Here is an 18,410-nt window from a genome sequence, read left to right on the forward strand (position 1 = left end):
GCCCGCTGACCACCGACATCGCCCCCGGCTACGACCACATCACCAGCGGCATCGGCGCGGCGATGATCGGCTGGTACGGCACGGCCATGCTCTGCTACGTCACCCCCAAGGAGCACCTGGGGCTGCCGGACAAGGACGACGTGAAGACGGGCATCATCACGTACAAGCTCGCCGCGCACGCGGCCGACCTGGCCAAGGGCCACCCGGGCGCGCAGATCCGCGACAACGCGCTCTCGAAGTCGCGCTTCGAATTCCGCTGGGACGACCAGTTCAACCTCGGGCTCGACCCGGACAAGGCGCGCGAATTCCACGACGAGACGCTGCCCCAGCACGGCGCCAAGCTCGCCCACTTCTGTTCCATGTGCGGGCCGCACTTCTGCAGCATGAAGATCACCCAGGACGTACGCGACTACGCCGCCGCCCAGGGCATCAGCAATGAGGCCGCGCTCACCCAGGGCATGGCAACGAAGTCCATCGAGTTCGTCAAGCAGGGCGCCGAGGTGTACAGGAAGGTGTAAGGCGCGCGGCTCTGCGGCCAGCGACCTGCCGCGGCTAGCGTAGGTGCGGCCCGCAGGGCTGCACCTGTGGGAGGTTGCTGTGGGAGCGGCGGCCTCGCCGCGATGCGAGCGCTGATCATCGACCATCGCTGCACCGATCGCGGCGAGGCCGCCGCTCCCACAGGCCGCCGCTGCCACAGGAGTCACTCCCACATGACGTCAGTCCGGCCGTCTCGCCGCAACTTCCATTGCGCTAACGATGTGTCGGTTTTTTTTACACATCGCGCTCATCAAGCCAGTTCAGCACGCCCGCGCAGGAAGATCACAGCCGACGCTGTTCGACGCCCATTTCGAACACCCTACGACTCTGGCATTCCTCACACATGCGTCAACGCGATAACCCATTCTCGCCACACGAGATTCCTGCGCTGCCGCGTTGATCCCGGTACTCGAGCACTTGACGGTCAGGGCCTGCCGAACCGTGGCGGCGAAATCCTTTCCGTACGAAGGAATGCCGCTTGCTACCGGGCTCTCCGGGCGAAAACGTTCATCGCCGTTCAGATCCGGAGATCACCAATAATGAGAAAACGGGGTTGTCAGTTCCTCGCGCTTGCGCTGTCCTGTAGCAGCTTTGCTGCTGTCGCGGCCGACCAGCTTGTGTGGTCGGAAACCTTTCAGCGGTTCACGCCGACGTTCGCCGCTGTCGGTTCGATCAATACGGCATCCGTACCCGGCGGCACGTCCAGCGCGCTGGTGACCGACCCGACCCGCGTCAAGGGGCCGAATGGCGTCGAGTTCGTCGGCGGACGCATCTGGTGGCCCGACCAGCAGCTGTACCGCGTCGTGTCGGCGCTGCCCGACGGTTCGGATCTGAAGTCATACAACATTTCCGGCGCCTACGACGTCGATGTGCAGGGCGGACTGCTCTATGTGACGCGGCAGAACTCGGGCGATATCCTGACACTCGACCCGTCGCTGCAATTCCCGCCCGCCAATGTATTCAAAAGCGGGCTGACGTCACCGTTTGCGATCGATGTGACGGCAGACAGCGTGTTCTGGAGCCAGGTCGGGTCGTCAAACCGCCTGATGCGTTCGGATCTCGACGGCTCCAACGTGCAGACGCTGCTGACCGGCCTGAACTCGTATGACTTCGAAGTCACCGCCAGCCACATCTACCTGACGACGACCGATGGCTTCGTGAAGCGCAGCAACCTCGACGGCAGCGACCTCACCACGCTGGCCAGCGGGCTGGGCTTCCTCAATGGCATCGACGTCACCGACGACACGATTTACGTGTCGGCGCTGCAGGCCCCGTTCACGACACCGCAAGGCAACACCACATTGGGCGCCGGTCGCATCCTCAGCATGACGCTGGATGGCAGTGGTGTGGTGGAAGTGATCCGGGCGCAGCAGGATTTCGATCCCAATCTGCCGTTCAGCCCGTCGCAGGTGCGCGGTGTGGCGGTGCTCGCAGTGCCCGAGCCGTCGTCTTACGCAATGCTGCTGGCGGGACTGGCGCTGACCGGTGTCGCGGCGCGGCGGTTGCGGCGGCATTGAATAAGTCTGCCGAAATAAAAAGGGGTCGCGAATGCGGCCCCTTTTCATTCATGCGGTGGCCGGCGTGCTCAGTCGCCGGCCACCGCATCGAGGTGGCGCGTCAGCGCCGAGCGCACGTCCTGCAATGCGGAAACCAGTTCGGACAGTTCGCGCGCCGAGCAGCCGGTGGCCGGGCCGAGCACGACAGGAATCTCACGGGCGCGCCGGCACGTGTCGTGGCCGGCTTCGGTCAAGCTCAGTTCCACCAGTCGTTCGTCGGCCGTCGACCGGCGACGGGTGATCAGCCCTGCGCTTTCCATGCGCTTGAGCAGCGGCGTCAAGGTACCTGAGTCGAGGAACAGCTGTTCGCCCAGCGCCGACACGCTCAGCGGCCGGTCGGCGTCGCCGAGTGCGAGCAACACGAGGTATTGCGGGTAAGTCAGGCCGATCTCGTTCAGCAGCGGCTTGAAGGCCTTGGTCATCGTCAGCGACGACGAATACAGCGTGAAACACAGCTGCGCCGTCACCGGCGTGGGGTGTGTCGTTTCGGAGATTGCGTCAGAGGCGGCATCTGAACCGGAAAAGCGGGATTGGCGGGGTTTCTGAGGCATCTTTCAATCGTATCAGCAAACAAATGGCCGCCTGCCGGGTTGTCGCGTCCGTGCAGACGTTGGTGCGCGCGGCCGGTTGTGCGACGACACAGTTGTTGTCGAAGTTCCGGTCAAGACACCTTCCGGCAGGCCGAAAACATCTCTGAATCTGAAAAAGGCAAGCCCGCGCGAAAGCCGGGTACGCAAAGTTACCGGTCTAATCCGTGTTCACACGGGATGACAGCGGGACCGCCAATCATCATCCGCCCCGTCCCCTGACGTGGCGGGCATGCGCGGGCTGCACCGGTAACACCCTGTCACCGGTCTGGAGTGTGTCCGCCATGGTTAGTCGTCGTTTCTCCGCAACAGTCTCTTTCCGCCGCGCTCGCACGGCGCCGTCGCGCCTAGCTCTGGCATGTGCCCTCGCGCTCTCCGCCTGGTCTGCCTGCGCCGCGACGCCTGCAGTCCTCATGCAAGCGCCTGTACTGGATGCCGTTGCCGATGCCGTGCCGGAAGGCGGCATGTGGCCGGTTCGTCTTGACCTCGCGCGACTGCGCGCTGCGCGCAGTGGCGAAATACTGCACTTTGCACTGCCCGACGGTACAAGGCTCGACGTGGTATTCGACTCGACCATCGACCAGCCCGATGGCGTGCAGTGGATCGGCCATCTTGCGGCCGGCCGGCAGTTTCCGGTTCGTCTGCGCCTTGATGGCGCGCTCGCCTCGGGCGTCATCCGTACGCCGGATGGCGGCTATGTGCTGGGTCATGTGGACGGGAGGCAGCTGGTCGGTGCTGACCTTGCGGCGCAGGCCGATCCGGTGACCGTCGAGAGCTTGCCGGCGATGTTCGCCCCGTCTGTCGCCGTCCTCGATGAAGCGCGCGGTACCGCGCGCAGCGCCGACGAACCGGAACTGCGAAAGCCGGCCGACGCAGCCCATCCGGTCACGGTCGATCTGGTCGCCATGTCGGCGCTGGAGCCCGGCGCCGACATGGCCTTGTCGATTCCGGACCACGGCGACTATCGCGTGGCCTATGACCGCACTGAACCGGGCGATACCGACAGCACGACCTGGGTCGGTCACCTGAAGGATTACGGCCCGGAGTTCCGCGTCATCATTACATCGGGTCCGAACGGCAGCGTCGGCAACATCCTGACGCCGTCCGGCGAAATCCTGCTGGTCAGCGACGGCGGCTCGCAGTGGCTGGTCGATCCGCAGCGCTCCGGTCTGTCGCAACTGGAGCCGGACCACGCCGATGCAGTGGGTGAAGTCGTTGCCGGTGGCCCGATGGAGGCCGAAGGCGCTGCCGGGGGCGGGCCGACCGCCGCCGCCAGCAGCACCACGACCGCCAGCAGCGCCACCACCCCGACAACCCAAGCGTCGGCCAGTGCCACCACGGTGGATGTGCTGGTGCTCTACACGGCCGGCTTCAAGACACGCAACGGCAGTCTGTGGGCGACCCGCATCGCGCAACTGATCGCGTTGTCGAACCAGGCTTACATCGACAGCGGCGTTGCCATGCGCGTCCGTCTGGTAGGCAGCGAACTGGTCGGCGAACCGGATACCACCTCGAATACGAATGCGTTGAGCGCCCTGGCGCGCGGTACGGGCAATTTCTCCGGCGTACCGGCGCTACGCAAGAAGTACGGCGCCGATCTGGTCACCCTGGTACGTCCGTTCAACATGAATGCGCAAGGCGGCAATTGCGGCGTCGGCTACATCGGCGGCTACAACGGCGCACCGGTTTCGGCCTACGCCGCCTACGGCTATTCGGTGGTCAGCGACGGCCGTGATGTCGCCGGCACCGGCTATTACTGCACTGATTACACCTTCACGCACGAGCTCGGCCACAACATGGGCCTGATGCACGACCGCGACACGGTTGCGCGGCAGGGTGGCGGCAAGGGCAGCCACGACTACGCCTTCGGCTTCGGGCGCAACGGCAGCTTTGGCTCGGTCATGAGCTACATCTCGCCGGTGATCGGGCGCTTTTCCAACCCTGACCAGAAAAACTGCGGCGGCAGCTTTGCGTGCGGTACACCAGTCGGTACGCCAAACAGTGCGCACAATACGCTGGCACTGAACAACAGTCGCGGAGCGATCGCCGCCTTCAGTCCGACCATGGTGGCCGGTACCTTCCAGATATCGGGCACGATTTCCAGCGTCGGCAAGCCGGTGGCCGGCGTCGCGCTGAGCGCCAGCAACGGTGGCAACTGCACGCCCAGCGGCAGCACCGGCGCCTGGGCCTGCGTGGTGCCGCAGAACTGGAGCGGCGTCATCACCCCGAACGTGCCGGCCGGCCGTGCAACGCCGGGCAACTTCAGTTTCAGCAAGATCAGCGCGGCGCAGACCGGCCGCAACTTCGTGCTGCCGGGACAGACCATCAGCGGCACCATCACTCAAGCAGGCAAGGCGCTACCCAACGCCGCAGTCACTGCCGGCAATGGCGTCTCGTGCAGCGCGACCGATTCCGGCGGCACTTATCGCTGCACGGTTCCATGGGGCTGGAGCGGCACGGTCACGCCCGCCATGCCGGCCGGGGCTGTCACACCGGCCTCGCGAGCGGTCAGCGCGGTGAAGACGACGCAAAACGGATTGAATTTCGTCGTTACCACAGTGCAGATCAGCGGGACGGTGACGCGCGCCGGCAAGCCGGTTGCCAAGCTCGTCATGCTCGGGAGCAGCGGCGCAAGCTGCAGCGCAATTGCCGCGAACGGCAGCTATGCCTGTACCGTACCAAAGGGCTGGAGCGGCATCATCCTGCCCTCGGCCGCAGCGAACCCACCTTATCTGTCGGTGACTGCCGTGAAGGCTGCGCAGCCGGGTCGCAACTTCGCGCTGCGCTGATCACGCTGGCGGGCGACAAAGGTCGTTCCGCCCATCCGCCCGCTGCGGTTACCATATTGTCCTTCGGCCCGCTTTTTGCGGGCCGCGACCTTTGACGGGGTGGGCATGCAGATCACTTTCATCGGCGGCGGCAATATGGCCAGTGCGCTGATCGGCGGCTGGGTCAGACGCGGTGGCGATGCGGCGGGTATCTGCGTGGTCGAACCGCAGGCTGCGTCACGCGCGCGCTTGGCCAGTGACTTCTGCGTCCGGGCGATCGAAACGCCGGACGCCGCCGCGCTGCGCTGCGACCTGATCGTGCTGGCGGTCAAGCCGCAGCAGATGCGCGAGGCGTGCGCCGGGCTCGCGCCAGCGCTCGACCACCAGACCGTGCTGAGCATCGCGGCGGGCCTGCGCGCGGCCGACCTGTCACGCTGGCTCGGCGGCTACACACGCATCGTGCGCGCCATGCCGAACACGCCGGCACTGATCGGTCAGGGCGTGACCGGCCTGTACGCCGACGCCGCAGTCAGCGACAGCGAGCGCGCGCAGGCGGAACAGGTGCTGGCCGCCGTCGGCAGCACGGTGTGGGTGGCGGAGGAACGCCTGATCGACGCCGTGACCGCCCTGTCGGGCAGTGGTCCGGCCTATGTATTCCACTTCATCGAAGCCATGGTGCGCGGCGGCGAGGCGCTCGGCCTGAGCGCCGATCAGGCGCACCGGCTCGCGGTCGCCACCTTCACCGGCGCCGCCGCGCTGGCGGCGCAAAGCCCGGAATCGCCCGGCACCCTGCGCGAACGCGTCACGTCCAAGGGCGGCACGACCGAAGCGGCGCTGAAGTCGATGGCCGCCGACGGTGTGGCAGACTCGATCGTGCGCGCACTCGCCGCGGCAGCGGCACGCGGCGCCGAGATGGGTGACCAGCTGGGTGCGCAATAGGCGCCGACCGCGGCCCGATCCTCTTTCCTTGCTGAATCACCTCACCACGAATCCATGCTGACCGACCTGATCCTGCTCGTCCTGAACGCCGTCGCCGGCTTCGTCACCACATTGCTGCTCGCCCGTTTCTACATGCAGTGGGCGCGTGTCAGCTTCCGCAACCAGCTGGGCCAGTTCGTCATCCAGACGACAGACTGGGCTGTACTGCCGGCGCGCAAGGTGATTCCCGCAGTGTTCGGCCTCGACATGGCGACCTTCGTCGTGGCCTGGCTGCTGCAGGTCGCGCTGCTGCTGCTGGCGGCCACGCTGCAAGGCGGCCTCGGTGCAGACAACCTGATTCCGCTGATCTTCCTGCGCGGGCTGTTCGAAGTGGCGCGCCTGTCGGTGTGGTTCCTGATCATCGCGCTGCTCATTTCGGCGGTGCTGAGCTGGGTGTCGCCGGGCAACCCTCTGGGCAGCATCCTGGGCGCCCTGACGCGGCCCTTCCTGCAGCCGATCCAGCGCGTCATGCCACCGATCGCCAACGTCGACCTGTCACCGCTGGTGCTCATCCTGCTGCTGCAGATCGTGCTCTACCTGATCGATGCGGCGTCGCGGCAGATCTTCGCACTGGTCATGTAACGCGGGCGAGCCCCGGCGGCATTCCACCGGGGCTTGGGCACAGCGGGGTTCGTTGGGCATCGCTGCGCTCACCCCAACCTACGGGGCAGCAAGCAGGTAGGTTGGGTGCAGCGATGCCAGCCGGGCAACCGCAGCACGTCGACCGTAGGTTGGGGTGAGCGCAGCGATGCCCAACAGCAGGCCTTCGATCATGCACTTCGGGCGGCGCCTGGCCGCCTCTACCTGGCGGCCTTGTCGTTCGCGGGCGTCTCGTACACCACCTGACCCGACACCAGCGTCGCGCACACCTTGCCCAGCAGCTCCCGACCGATGAACGGCGTGTTGCGGCCCTGACTGCGCAGCGTCGCGCGGCTGATCATGACGGGTGCGTCGGGGTCGAAGATGCACACGTCGGCGGCGCTGCCGATGCGCAGGTGTCCGGCGTCCAGCCCGAGCACGCGCGCGGCATCCGACGTGATGCGGGCGAGCGCCAGCCGCAGCGGCAGCTGCATTTCGCGCGCCCAAGACAGCGTGAGCGGCAGCAGCAGTTCCAGCCCGGTGGTGCCCGGTTCGGCTTCGGCGAACGGCACCTGCTTGGCGTCGTCATCGACCGGCGTGTGATCGGAACACAGTGCGTCGATGCGGCCGTCGGCCAGCGCGGCGCGCAGTGCCTCGCGGTCGAACTGCGCGCGCAGCGGCGGAATGGTGCGGCACTGCGGATCGAAGTAGCCGATGTCGACATCGCACAGGTGCAGCGAGTGGATGGCGACGTCGCAGCTCACCTTCAGCCCGTCGAGCCGTGCCTGGTCGATCAGCATCAGCCCGGCCCGGCTGGAAATGCGCGCCAGATGCAGGCGGCAGCCGGTGGCGCGGGCCAGTTGCAGCATCTGGCCGATGGCCAGCGTTTCGGCGAGTATCGGTATGCCGGTCAGGCCGAGCCGCGCGGCCACCTCGCCTTCGTGCGCGACGCCATCGGACGACAGGTGCAGATCGGTCGGCTGCAGCCATACGGTGTAGCCGAAGGTGGCGGCGTACTGCATGGCGCGGAACAGCACCTGCGTGTCGGCCACCGGCACATTGGCCTGGCTGAACGCAATGCAGCCGGCGTCGAACAGCTCGCCCATTTCGGTCAGCCGCTCGCCTTTCAGACCCATGGTCAGCGCACCGTGCGGATACACATGCGCGAGGTTGAGCATGCGTGCGCGGTGCTTCAACATTTCCACCAGCCCCGGCTCGTCCAGCACCGGGTCGGTGTCCGGCGGGCAGGCCAGACTGGTGATGCCGCCGGCGACCGCGGCGGCCATTTCTGATTCCAGCGTGGCGCGGTACTCCAGCCCCGGCTCGCGCAGCCGCGCACACAGGTCGATCAGGCCCGGCGCGACGATGCATCCCGCTGCGTCGATGACGCGGTTGGCGTGAAAGCCGTCCGGCGCGTCGCCCAGCGCCACCACCTTGCCGGCGGCGATGTACAGGTCGGTTGGCGCATCGATGTCCTGCGCCGGGTCGATCAGGTGACCGCCCTTGATGTGGATCTTCATGCGTTGACTCCGGCGGAGGTCTGTCGAAATGAGTCGAGGGGTGCCATCACGCTTCAACAGACCCCAGCATCGCCATGACGGCCATCCGCACGGCGATGCCGAAAGTGACCTGCGGCAGGATGACGGCCTGCCGACCGTCGGCCACTGCCGAGTCGATTTCGACGCCGCGGTTCATCGGCCCCGGGTGCAGCACGATGGCGTCCGGCTTGGCCAGCGCCAGCTTTTCCTGCGTCAGGCCGAAGAACTTGAAATATTCCTGCGGGCTGGGCAGCAGCGAGCCCTGCATGCGTTCGTTCTGCAGCCGCAGCATCATCACGACATCGACGCCGCGCAGACCTTCGGCCATGTCGTGGAAGACGCGACAGCCGAGCCGGTCGATGTCGGCCGGCAGCAGCGTTTTCGGCGCGATGGCGCGCAGGTCGGGCACGCCCAGCGTGGTCAGGGCGTGGATCTGGCTGCGCGCCACGCGCGAATGCAGGATGTCGCCGACGACCGCCACCGACAATTGCGTGAAGTCGCGCTTGTAGTGGCGGATGGTGTACATGTCGAGCAGGCCCTGCGTCGGGTGCGCGTGCCGCCCGTCGCCGGCGTTGATGACGTGGATGTGGTCGCGGCCGGTCGCTTCCAAGTGCTGGGCGATCAGGTAGGGCGCGCCGCTGGAGGCGTGGCGCACGACGAACATGTCGGCCTGCATCGCGGCGAGGTTGTCCACCGTGTCGAGCAGGGTTTCGCCCTTGTTGGTCGAACTGGTCGCGATGTTCAGGTTGATCACATCGGCCGACAGGCGCTTGGCGGCGATTTCGAAGGTGGTGCGGGTGCGCGTGCTGTTCTCGAAAAACAGGTTGAACACGCTTTTGCCGCGCAGCAGCGGCAGCTTCTTCACCTCGCGCTCGGCCACCACCGTGAACGGCTCGGCCGTATCGAGAATGCGCGTGATGACATCGCGCGGCAGGCCTTCCGTGGTCAGCAGGTGCTGCAGTTCGCCGTGCCGGTTCAGTTGCGGGTTGCGCGCCATGGTCAGCTCCCGGTCAGTCGCAGCGAGAGGGTGTCGCCGTCCTGCGCCAGTTTCACGCGCTGTCCGGGCGGCAGGTCGAGCGTCGCGGCGCAGTAGGTCGGCGCCACCGGCAGTTCGCGCCCGCCGCGATCGACCAGCACGGCCAGTTCGACCCGCAGCGGACGGCCGTAATCGAACAGTTCGTTCAGCGCGGCGCGTACCGTGCGGCCGGTGTGCAGCACGTCGTCGACCAGTATCAGGTGCCGGCCTTCGACCTCGAAGGGCAGCGCCGACGAGCGGGTGTCGCGCGCCAGACCGCGCTTGGCGTAGTCGTCGCGGTAGAAGCTCACGTCGAGCGAGCCGATCGGCTGGGCCAGTCCCAGCAGGGCGTGCAGTCGTTGCGCCAGCCATACGCCGCCGGTGTGCAGGCCGACCAGCGCCGTATCGGCGCCGACCCGCGAGCGAATCTGGTCGGCCAGCACGACCAGCAGGTGTTCTGCGTCAGGCAGTGACATCGAAATAGTCCTTGAGGATGAGCTGGGCCGCGTGTGCGTCCAGTTTCTGCTTGCGGCTGCGCCAGTCGCGCACGCCGCCTTCGTCGCGCAGCTGGGTGTCCGCTTCGGCCGAGGTGTAGCGCTCGTCCTGCAGCACGACCGGCAGGCGGTAGCGCCCTTCGAGCTGGCGTGCAAAGCGTTCGGCGCGCGCCGTCATGTCGTGCGGCACGCCGTCGGGCGACAGTGGCAGACCGACCACCAGCGTGACCGGCTTCCATTCGTCCAGCAGTCGACCGACGGCCGACCAGCGGGCGTCGTTGGTTTCGGCATCGAAGGTGAGCAGCGGACTGGCGCTGCGCAGTTCGCATTCGCCCACGGCAACGCCGATGCGTTTTTCGCCGAAGTCGAACGCCAGCACGGTACCGCGCGCAGGAAGACCACCCGGTTCAGGCATGCCCGGCCACGTCGGACAGCGACGCGAAATCGACGCCGAGCAGCTGCATCGCGGCGACCAGACGTTCTTCCGGCGGCAGGTCGAAGATGATGCCGCTGTCGGCGCGCACCGTGAGCCAGGCGTTCTGCGCCATTTCCCATTCGATCTGACCCGCCTGCCAGCCCGCATAGCCGAGCGTGACCAGCACGTCGTCCGGCTCGATTTCGCTGCCCAGTGCCTGCAGCACGTCGCGCGACGAGGTCAGACCCAGCCCGTTGCCGACATCGATGGTGGATTGCCATTCGCCGACCGGGCGATGAAGCACGAAGCCGCGGTCGGTCTGCACCGGGCCGCCGAAATAGACGGGCTGGCCCTGGAAACGCGGCGATTCGAGCGTGAGCTCAATGCGCTCGAACAGGTCTTCGAGCGACATGTCGATCGGCCGGTTGACGATGACGCCGAGCGCGCCCTGATCGTTGTGCTCGCACACCAGCGTGAGCGTGCGGGCGAAGTTCTTGTCGGCCATGGCGGGCATGGCGATCAGGAAGTGGCCGGTGAGATTGACCGTGGAAGTCGGTGCGTGCGCGTGCATGGCGGGATTTTATCCGTGTTGTGCGTTTGTCGCAGAACCTGTGCGACCCTCGCGACTCGAAATCGCGATCGGATCGTGGAGGTGGGTGTGGCAAAGAGTTCGTCCCGGCTGGTGTGGTTCCGTCGCGACCTGCGGGTGGATGACCACGCCGCGCTGTACCACGCGCTGCACGAAGGCGGCCCGGTGTGGTGCGTATTCGTGTTTGACACCGAAATACTGGACGAACTGCTGCGCGAAGGCTGGCGCGCCGACCGGCGGGTCGATTTCATCCACGCCGCCATTGTGGAGCTGGATGCGGCCCTGCGCGAGCTCGGTGGCGGCCTCATCGCGCGCCACGGTCGCGCGCGCGAACTGGTGCCCGCGCTGGCGCGCGAGCTGGGCGTGGACACCGTGGCCTGCAACCGCGACTACGAGCCGGCGGCACAGTTGCGCGACGCCGATGTCAGCGCCGAACTGGCGCGGCACGGCATCGGCTTCGAACAGTACAAGGACCAGGTCATCTTCGAGTGCGACGAAGTGCTGACGCTGGCGCACAAGCCTTTCTCGGTATTCACCCCGTACAAGAACGCCTGGCTGAAGAAGCTCACGCCCCATCAGCTTCAGGCCTATCCGGTACGCCGTTACGCGGCGGCACTTGTGGCACAGCCGCCCGCAGACATTCCGTCGCTGGCGGACATGGGGTTCGAGCAGACCAATCTGGCGACGCTGAAACTGCCCACCGGGGCGTCCGGCGCCGAAACGCTGTTCGACGAATTTCTCGACCGCATCGACCGCTACAAGCAGACGCGCGACTTTCCGGCGACCAAGGGACCGAGCTATCTGTCGGTGCATCTGCGCTTCGGCACGATATCGGTACGCCGGCTGGCGCGCGAGGCGCATGCGCGCGGTGGCGCCGGTGCCGAAGGCTGGCTGAACGAACTGATCTGGCGCGATTTCTACTTCCAGATCCTGTGGCACAACCCGCACGTGCTCAACGGCAGCTTCCGGCCCGAATTCGACGCCGTGCGCTGGGTGGACGACGAGGCGCGCTTCGCCGCGTGGTGCGAAGGCCGCACCGGTTATCCGCTGGTCGATGCGGCGCAGCGCCAGCTGGCGCAGACCGGCTACATGCACAACCGGCTGCGCATGGTCAGCGCGTCCTTCCTGACCAAGGATCTGGGCATTTCCTGGCGGCGCGGCGAGCAATGGTTCGCGCGCCAGCTCAACGATTTCGACCTGGCGGCCAACAACGGCGGCTGGCAGTGGGCCGCCTCGACCGGCTGCGACGCCCAGCCCTGGTTCCGCATCTTCAACCCGGTCACGCAGTCGGAGAAATTCGACGCCGATGGCCAGTTCATCCGCCGCTACTGCCCGGAACTCGCGAAGTTCGACCGCAAGCGCATCCACGCGCCCTGGCTGGCGACGCCGCTGGAACAGCAGATGGCCGGCTGCGTGATCGGCCGCGACTACCCGGCGCCGGTGGTAGACCACGCGGCGGCGCGCGAGGCGACGCTGGAACGGTTCAAGGCGGTGAAGAGGGGCGTGGCGTAGCGGCGACGGCGTTGGGCATCGCTGCGCTCACCCCAACCTACGGGCGACTTGCGCGGGTGCCTGTTGGGCATCGCTGCGCTCACCCCAACCTGCGGGGTCGGCTTGTCACGGGGGCTTGTTGGGCATCGCTGCGCTCACCCCAACCTGCGGGGTCGGCTGGTCGCGGGGGCTTGTTGGGCATCGCTGCGCTCACCCCAACCGACGGGGTCGGCTTGTCACGGGGGCTTGTTGGGCGGCGCTGCGCTCACCCCGAACTACGGGTCGGCTTGTCACGGGGGCTTGTTGGGCATCGCTGCGCTCACCCCAACCTGCGGGGTCGGCTTGTCACGGGGGCTTGTTGGGCATCGCTGCGCTCACCCCAACCTACGGGGTCGGCTGGTCGCGGGGGCTTGTTGGGCATCGCTGCGCTCACCCCAACCTGCGGGGTCGGCTTGTCACGGGGGCTTGTTGGGCGGCGCTGCGCTCACCCCGAACTACGGGTCGGCTGGTCGCGGGGCTTGTTGGGCATCGCTGCGCTCACCCCAACCTACTTGCCACACTCCGTAGGTTGGGGTGAGCGCAGCGATGCCCAACACCTCCTCCCGATACCGAAATCTCTCGCGGGCTCGTCGCCAACTGCCAGCCCGCTGTCCAATGGAAAGCCGGAAACGACGCCTCAGTCCTGGCGGAACACGTCGCGATAGCTCGCGTAGATCGCGCCGAAGGTGACCGGCAGCAGCACCAGCCAGCCCAGCATGGCCGGGATCGACGCCAGCACGACGAGCACGATGTAGATCAGCGCGAACACCAGAAAGGCCGGCGCGTTGCGCAGGCAGGCGTAGAAGCTGACGCGCATCGCTTCGATGGCGGTCATGCGGTGGAACATCACCAGCGCGGGCGCGAACCACATGGCCATCAGCACGGGCGCCATCAGCATCACGGCAATCACCAGCAGCAGAGAGGTTGCGGCCGACACGACCAGCAGCGCGGCGAATGCAGCGAGCCCGGCCAGACCGGCGACGATGGCCGACATCAACAGCACGAACAGTGTCACGGCGAGCATCGCGCCCAGATACCAGCCGCCCAGCGCGAGCAGCGGATTGACCCGCTCTCCGAAGCCGGCCCACAGATGCGCCAGCTCGAGCGGTTCGCCGCGCGACAGCGCGCGGCAACCGTGCATGATGCCGCCCAGCGTCACCATCGCCAGCAAGGTCGCCGCGATGGTGCCGAACAGCGGCACCACATTGAGCGCCACCAGCACGACCGTCCAGATGACGGTGATGACGATCCACAGGCCGGGCGCGGCCAGGAAGCACTGCCAGCCCTGACGCAGCCATTCCAGGCCGCGGCCGGCCGGCAGGCCATGCGACTCGGGCGCCGTGACGTCCGGTACGACGACCGGCTGCGGCGCCGGCTCGAAGGGGTTGTGGCCTGAGCTGTTCATAAGCAGCATGATTCCACATCCGCGCGCGAAGTCGTGCGCCGGCTGTCGCGTGCCGTCCACAACCGACGCGCTGCACCGGCAGGACCTCACACGACGCACGCGCTTGTAACGGGCGCGCGGCGCATGTTCCACTAGACTTCAGAAGTGTTCGGCGACGCTGCAGCGGGTCTGTCGCGCCGCGCCCCTCCGGGAGACCTTCATGAAACTGACCACCTTGTGCGCCGTGTCGGCGCTGCTCGCGTCGTCCGCCGCGCTGGCCGGCGGCATGGGCCACGTACCCACCACGCCGATCGGCGGCGACCCGTACGGACCGGGCGCCGGTATCGGCGGTGTCGGTCCGGGCGGCATGATAGGCCAGCATCCGCGCGACCTGATCCGGCCGAATGCGCGCAGCCGCACGACCAACATCTATCCGACGCTGCGTGGCACGCAGATCCGCGACTATTCGCGACCGGGCGTGCGCATCGAGGAAGATGCCTACGGCACCAGCGTGTATCCCACCGCGCCGTACGGCAATGTGCGCGACTACCGTCAGCCCGGCTGGCGCATCGAACAGGACCGCTGATCCGCAGCCGCCCCGCCCGGCGGCGATTCTTTCAACCTCAAGACACGCCAGCCGCGCAGCTGGCGCCCGCCTCCGATGACCGAACTTCCGAAACACGAATTGACCATGACGGTGCTGATGACACCCGACATGGCGAACTTCTCCGGCAATGTACACGGTGGATCGCTGCTCAAGTTGCTCGATCAGGTGGCCTACGCTTGTGCTGCGCGCTTCGCGCAGAGCTATGTGGTGACGCTGTCGGTCGATCAGGTCATCTTCCGCAGCCCGATCCACGTCGGCGAACTGGTCACCTTCCTCGCGTCGGTCAATTTCACCGGTACCACATCGATGGAAGTCGGCGTCAAGGTGATGACGGAGAACATCCGCGAACACACGACGCGTCACACCAACACCTGCTACCTGACCATGGTGGCGATGGATGAGGCGCGCCGCCCGTGCCGCGTGCCCCCGCTGACGCCGGCCACGCCGGACCAGCGACGACGCCAGACCGCCGCCAAGGTGCGCCGGCAGATGCGGCTGGAATTCGACCAGCGCTTCCATGAACTGATGCAGGCTGAACAGGCGAAAGCCGGCGAGGTGAACGAATGATCGATTACGAGCATGACATATCCGCGATAGACGCTGCACTGCTCCGCCACGGCATGGCGTCCATCCACCTGCTGCGCGCCGGTGACCAGGCAGCGCTGGTCGACTGCGGCACCGGCCATTCGCTGGCCAATGTAAAGGCTGCGCTGGCGCACAAGGGCATCGCCGCCGAACAGCTGCGCTACATCATCCTGACCCACGTGCACCTGGACCATGCCAGCGGCGCCGGTGCCGCGATGCGCGCCTTTCCGGATGCGCAGCTGGTGGTGCATCCGCGCGGCGCACGCCACATGATCGATCCGTCGAAACTGATTGCCGGCGCCACCGAGGTCTACGGCAGGCAGGCGATGGACGACATGTATGGCGACATCCTGCCGGTCGACGCGGCGCGCGTGATCGAAACGCATGACGGTTACGTGCTCGACTTCAACGGCCGCGCGCTCGAATTCATCGACACGCCGGGCCACGCGAAGCACCATCACTGCATCTGGGACGCGCGCTCCCGGGGCTGGTTCAGCGGCGACACCTTCGGCCTGGCCTACCCTGAGTGCACGGTCGATGGCCGCGCCTTCATCTTCCCGACCACGTCGCCGGTGCAGTTCGATCCGGTCGCGATGCGCGCGTCGGTCGAGCGTCTGCTGTCGCGGCAGCCGGAGGCGATGTTCCTGACCCACTACGGCAAGGTGACCGGCGTACCGGCGCTGGGCCGCGCGCTGCTGTCGCGCATCGACGCCCACGTGGCGATCGCCAGGGCGGCCGCCAGTGCCGGCGACGGCCGCAAGCAGGCGTTGCTGGCCGCGCTGACCGCCTATCTGATGGACGAACTGCGCGCGCATGGCAGCCCGCTTGCGCGAGACGAGGCGATGGCCGTGTGGGGGCTGGACATCGAACTCAACGCGCAGGGCCTCGAGGTGTGGCTCGACACTGCAAAGGCCTGATGGCGCGCACCTGATCCCCGGGTGGCACGACGATCAGTCGCCGCGCTCGAAATGACGCTGCCAGCGCGCGCACCCCTCGCGGATCATCGTGAGCTTGTCATCGCGCAGACCCGCCAGATCGGCTTCGTCCAGCCAGCCCTCCGCGCGCAGCAGCACAAACAGGGAAATCAGTTCCGAGTAACGGAATTCATACTTCCTGCCGATGACGCCGTCCCGCTCGGCCAGAAACCGGTAGACCGCCCACATGTCATCCTGCGTCGCAGCGGCCGCGGCGCGCGCCTTGAAATCCGCCAGCAGCGAAGCCTCTTCGCGGGCCAGCGCCGTGCCGAAAGCGTGTCGCGCGATCTTCTTCCCGGTGTTCGACCAGGTGATGCGGTCCATGCATCGTGCTCCTCTCCGATAGCGTCGGCCCCGAAGTCACGCGGGTGACGGCTGGGCTATCCTCACGCTGCGCGGCACGTCCGCGCACGCCGTTCAAAAATATAATCAGGAGACTCCCATGCTGCAACGTGTCACGTCGCTGTCCGTCCGACTGGTCGAAAGATGGCTGCCCGATCCGTTCGTGCTGGTGCTGCTGCTGACGCTGCTCGTGTTCGCGGCCGGCATCGGTGTCGAGGGCCAATCGCCGGTGGCGATGCTCGAGCACTGGGGCAAGGGCTTCTGGAACCTGCTGCAGTTTTCGATGCAGATGGTGCTGATACTCGTGACCGGCTGGGTGCTGGCGACGACGCTGTTCTTCCGCCGCATTCTCGAAGCCATCGCAAAGCTGGCGCGCACGCCGGGGCAGGCCATCCTGCTGGTGAGCGTGGTGTCGCTGGTGGCGAGCTGGCTCAACTGGGGTTTCGGACTGGTCATCGGCGCGATGTTCGCGCGCCAGCTGGCGCGTGGCGTGACGGGCGTCGACTACCGACTGCTGATCGCCAGCGCCTACAGCGGCTTCGTCATCTGGCACGGCGGACTGTCGGGCTCGGTGCCGCTCACGCTCGCCACCGCCGACCACTTCCTCGCCGCCCGCACGGGTGTCATCGCCACCGGCGACACGATCTTCTCGACCTTCAACCTGCTCATCGTGCTGGCGCTGTTCATCTGCGTGCCGATACTGAACCGGCTGATGATGCCGCGACCCGAAGATACGGTGACGGTCGATCCGGCGCTGCTGGTCGACGTCGAATTCGTACCCGACACCACCACCGACACGCCGGCCGCGCGGCTTGACAACAGCATCCTGCTGGCACAGTCGGTCGGCATCATGGGTCTGGTGTTCTCCGGCTACTACTTTCTGGTCAGCGCTGGCACCTTGAACCTGAACATCGTCAATTTCATGTTCCTGTTCCTCGGCATCATGCTGCACGGCCGACCCAGCCGGTTTCTGGCGGCGATCGGCGACGCCGCGCGCGGTTCGGGCGGCATCATCGTGCAGTTTCCGTTCTATGCCGGCCTGATGGGCATGATCGTCGGTTCGGGGCTCGCGGTGACGATGTCGAATGTGTTCGTTGCCGTGTCGACCGATGCCACCCTGCCGCTGTTTGCCTTTCTCAGCGCCGGCCTGGTCAACATTTTTGTACCGTCCGGCGGTGGTCAGTGGGCAGTACAGGGGCCGATCATGGTCGAGGCCGCCGCCAGCATGGGCGCCGACCTGCCACGGGTGGCGATGGCGGTGGCCTGGGGCGACGCATGGACCAATCTGATCCAGCCCTTCTGGGCCCTGCCCGCGCTGGCCATCGCCGGACTGCGCGCAAAGGACATCATGGGCTACTGCCTGATCACGCTGCTGATGTCGGGCGTCGTGATCGGCCTCGGACTGACTTTCGTACCATGACAAGTCCGGGGTATGCCGACATCAGCGATAGCGGGCGGCGCTGATGAACTGGCCGAAGGTTTCGCACCACACGATGACTGTCGTGTAACGCGCAACATCGATCGATGAAGGCACCTCCACGACGAAATTGTCGAAGGTGCGCACGTCGCCGACGCGCACCATGACCGATTTCAGGCGCGCGAAATCGGCTTCCGTCTCGACGAATTCCGGCGACAGGTAGAGCTTGTAGTCCGGCCCGGGTGCCAGCCGGCCGGTCAGCGCAATGCGCTCGCGTCCGATCGACACCGTACCTTCGCCCCAGTGCAGCAGATCGCTGTCCTTCAGGTCGCGCCGGAACTGGCCGGTGAACATTGCGCCCCCCGCGGCCGACGCGGCTTCGGCCGCGGTCGGTGGCGGAGGTGCCGTCAGGATGGGCAGGGCATAGATGCCCAGCGCGAAGCCGATGCCAAGCACGGCGGCGTGGGAGGCGATGAGCAGGACCGGGCGTTTCATGATTCCTCAAGCGTAGCGCG

The 18,410-nt window shown here is 66.6% G+C and carries 19 protein-coding genes and 1 riboswitch; of the genes, 10 read left to right on the top strand and 9 right to left on the bottom strand.

What is annotated here, in order from left to right:
- A partial coding sequence (locus NMQ14_RS16755; RefSeq protein ID WP_257097953.1) for a phosphomethylpyrimidine synthase ThiC occupies positions 1–518 on the top strand: 518 nt, incomplete at its 5' end.
- A 558-nt stretch (positions 519–1,076) separates the two neighbouring features.
- A complete protein-coding gene (locus tag NMQ14_RS16760; RefSeq protein WP_257097954.1) occupies positions 1,077–2,054 on the top strand; it encodes a PEP-CTERM sorting domain-containing protein in 978 nt (325 codons plus the stop codon).
- A gap of 68 nt (positions 2,055–2,122) precedes the next feature.
- Here the strand turns inward: NMQ14_RS16760 and NMQ14_RS16765 are convergent, their stop codons facing one another.
- Positions 2,123–2,644 carry a MarR family winged helix-turn-helix transcriptional regulator gene (locus NMQ14_RS16765; RefSeq protein WP_257097955.1) on the bottom strand — a complete coding sequence of 174 codons (522 nt, stop codon included), beginning with the start codon at positions 2,642–2,644 and terminating at the stop codon, positions 2,123–2,125.
- A 146-nt stretch (positions 2,645–2,790) separates the two neighbouring features.
- A riboswitch (cyclic di-GMP riboswitch) is annotated at positions 2,791–2,880 on the top strand.
- A gap of 213 nt (positions 2,881–3,093) precedes the next feature.
- Here NMQ14_RS16765 and NMQ14_RS16770 point away from each other — a divergent pair.
- The 3 genes from NMQ14_RS16770 (at position 3,094) to NMQ14_RS16780 (ending at position 7,008) form a co-directional block, all read left to right on the top strand.
- On the top strand, positions 3,094–5,469 hold the full coding sequence (locus NMQ14_RS16770; RefSeq protein WP_257097956.1) for a zinc-dependent metalloprotease: 2,376 nt from the start codon (positions 3,094–3,096) through the stop codon (positions 5,467–5,469).
- A gap of 105 nt (positions 5,470–5,574) precedes the next feature.
- Positions 5,575–6,387 (top strand): pyrroline-5-carboxylate reductase, encoded by an 813-nt coding sequence (gene proC, locus NMQ14_RS16775; RefSeq protein ID WP_257097957.1) that lies wholly within the window; start codon positions 5,575–5,577, stop codon positions 6,385–6,387.
- A gap of 54 nt (positions 6,388–6,441) precedes the next feature.
- Positions 6,442–7,008, top strand: a complete 567-nt coding sequence (locus NMQ14_RS16780; protein WP_257082449.1) for a YggT family protein — start codon at positions 6,442–6,444, stop codon at positions 7,006–7,008.
- 218 nt (positions 7,009–7,226) lie between these two features.
- Here the strand turns inward: NMQ14_RS16780 and NMQ14_RS16785 are convergent, their stop codons facing one another.
- Genes NMQ14_RS16785 through NMQ14_RS16805 form a run of 5 tightly spaced genes read right to left on the bottom strand, consistent with a single transcriptional unit; the run spans position 7,227 to position 11,038 of the window.
- A complete protein-coding gene (locus NMQ14_RS16785) occupies positions 7,227–8,525 on the bottom strand; it encodes a dihydroorotase (RefSeq protein ID WP_257097958.1) in 1,299 nt (432 codons plus the stop codon).
- 46 nt (positions 8,526–8,571) lie between these two features.
- The gene (locus NMQ14_RS16790; RefSeq protein WP_257097959.1) at positions 8,572–9,540 is read right to left on the bottom strand and encodes an aspartate carbamoyltransferase catalytic subunit; all 969 of its coding nucleotides are present in this window, start codon (positions 9,538–9,540) and stop codon (positions 8,572–8,574) included.
- 2 nt (positions 9,541–9,542) lie between these two features.
- On the bottom strand, positions 9,543–10,034 hold the full coding sequence (gene pyrR / locus NMQ14_RS16795) for a bifunctional pyr operon transcriptional regulator/uracil phosphoribosyltransferase PyrR (protein ID WP_257097960.1): 492 nt from the start codon (positions 10,032–10,034) through the stop codon (positions 9,543–9,545).
- Entirely contained in the window at positions 10,021–10,467 is a 447-nt protein-coding gene (ruvX, locus tag NMQ14_RS16800; RefSeq protein ID WP_257097961.1) for a Holliday junction resolvase RuvX, read from the bottom strand. The genes pyrR and ruvX overlap by 14 nt, the downstream gene beginning before the upstream one ends.
- Complete coding sequence (locus tag NMQ14_RS16805; protein WP_257097963.1) at positions 10,460–11,038, bottom strand: YqgE/AlgH family protein; 579 nt, start codon at positions 11,036–11,038, stop codon at positions 10,460–10,462. Before NMQ14_RS16805 ends, ruvX begins: the two co-directional genes overlap by 8 nt.
- Before the next feature lie 87 nt (positions 11,039–11,125).
- On the opposite strand from NMQ14_RS16805, the gene NMQ14_RS16810 reads away from it, so the two are divergent.
- On the top strand, positions 11,126–12,568 hold the full coding sequence (locus tag NMQ14_RS16810) for a deoxyribodipyrimidine photo-lyase (protein ID WP_257097965.1): 1,443 nt from the start codon (positions 11,126–11,128) through the stop codon (positions 12,566–12,568).
- A 655-nt stretch (positions 12,569–13,223) separates the two neighbouring features.
- Here the strand turns inward: NMQ14_RS16810 and NMQ14_RS16815 are convergent.
- Positions 13,224–13,991: a BPSS1780 family membrane protein gene (locus tag NMQ14_RS16815; RefSeq protein ID WP_257097967.1), complete on the bottom strand. Its 768-nt coding sequence runs from the start codon at positions 13,989–13,991 to the stop codon at positions 13,224–13,226.
- Between the two features lie 199 nt (positions 13,992–14,190).
- Between NMQ14_RS16815 and NMQ14_RS16820 the strand changes: the two genes are divergently transcribed.
- The 3 genes from NMQ14_RS16820 (at position 14,191) to NMQ14_RS16830 (ending at position 16,079) form a co-directional block, all read left to right on the top strand.
- On the top strand, positions 14,191–14,556 hold the full coding sequence (locus NMQ14_RS16820; RefSeq protein ID WP_257097969.1) for a hypothetical protein: 366 nt from the start codon (positions 14,191–14,193) through the stop codon (positions 14,554–14,556).
- A 75-nt stretch (positions 14,557–14,631) separates the two neighbouring features.
- Positions 14,632–15,144 carry an acyl-CoA thioesterase gene (locus tag NMQ14_RS16825; RefSeq protein WP_257082459.1) on the top strand — a complete coding sequence of 171 codons (513 nt, stop codon included), beginning with the start codon at positions 14,632–14,634 and terminating at the stop codon, positions 15,142–15,144.
- Positions 15,141–16,079, top strand: a complete 939-nt coding sequence (locus NMQ14_RS16830) for an MBL fold metallo-hydrolase (protein WP_257097971.1) — start codon at positions 15,141–15,143, stop codon at positions 16,077–16,079. Before NMQ14_RS16825 ends, NMQ14_RS16830 begins: the two co-directional genes overlap by 4 nt.
- A 33-nt stretch (positions 16,080–16,112) precedes the next feature.
- Here NMQ14_RS16830 and NMQ14_RS16835 read toward each other — a convergent pair whose 3' ends face one another.
- Positions 16,113–16,460 (bottom strand): hypothetical protein, encoded by a 348-nt coding sequence (locus NMQ14_RS16835; protein ID WP_257097973.1) that lies wholly within the window; start codon positions 16,458–16,460, stop codon positions 16,113–16,115.
- A gap of 118 nt (positions 16,461–16,578) precedes the next feature.
- Here NMQ14_RS16835 and NMQ14_RS16840 point away from each other — a divergent pair, with 118 nt between their 5' ends.
- On the top strand, positions 16,579–17,898 hold the full coding sequence (locus NMQ14_RS16840; RefSeq protein ID WP_257097975.1) for a short-chain fatty acid transporter: 1,320 nt from the start codon (positions 16,579–16,581) through the stop codon (positions 17,896–17,898).
- A gap of 21 nt (positions 17,899–17,919) precedes the next feature.
- On the opposite strand, the gene NMQ14_RS16845 is transcribed toward NMQ14_RS16840, so the two are convergent.
- Positions 17,920–18,390 (bottom strand): DM13 domain-containing protein, encoded by a 471-nt coding sequence (locus tag NMQ14_RS16845; protein WP_257097977.1) that lies wholly within the window; start codon positions 18,388–18,390, stop codon positions 17,920–17,922.
- Positions 18,391–18,410 lie beyond the last annotated feature (20 nt).

The sequence above is a fragment of the Methyloversatilis sp. XJ19-13 genome, assembly GCF_024580155.1.
Classification (GTDB): Bacteria; Pseudomonadota; Gammaproteobacteria; order Burkholderiales; family Rhodocyclaceae; genus Methyloversatilis.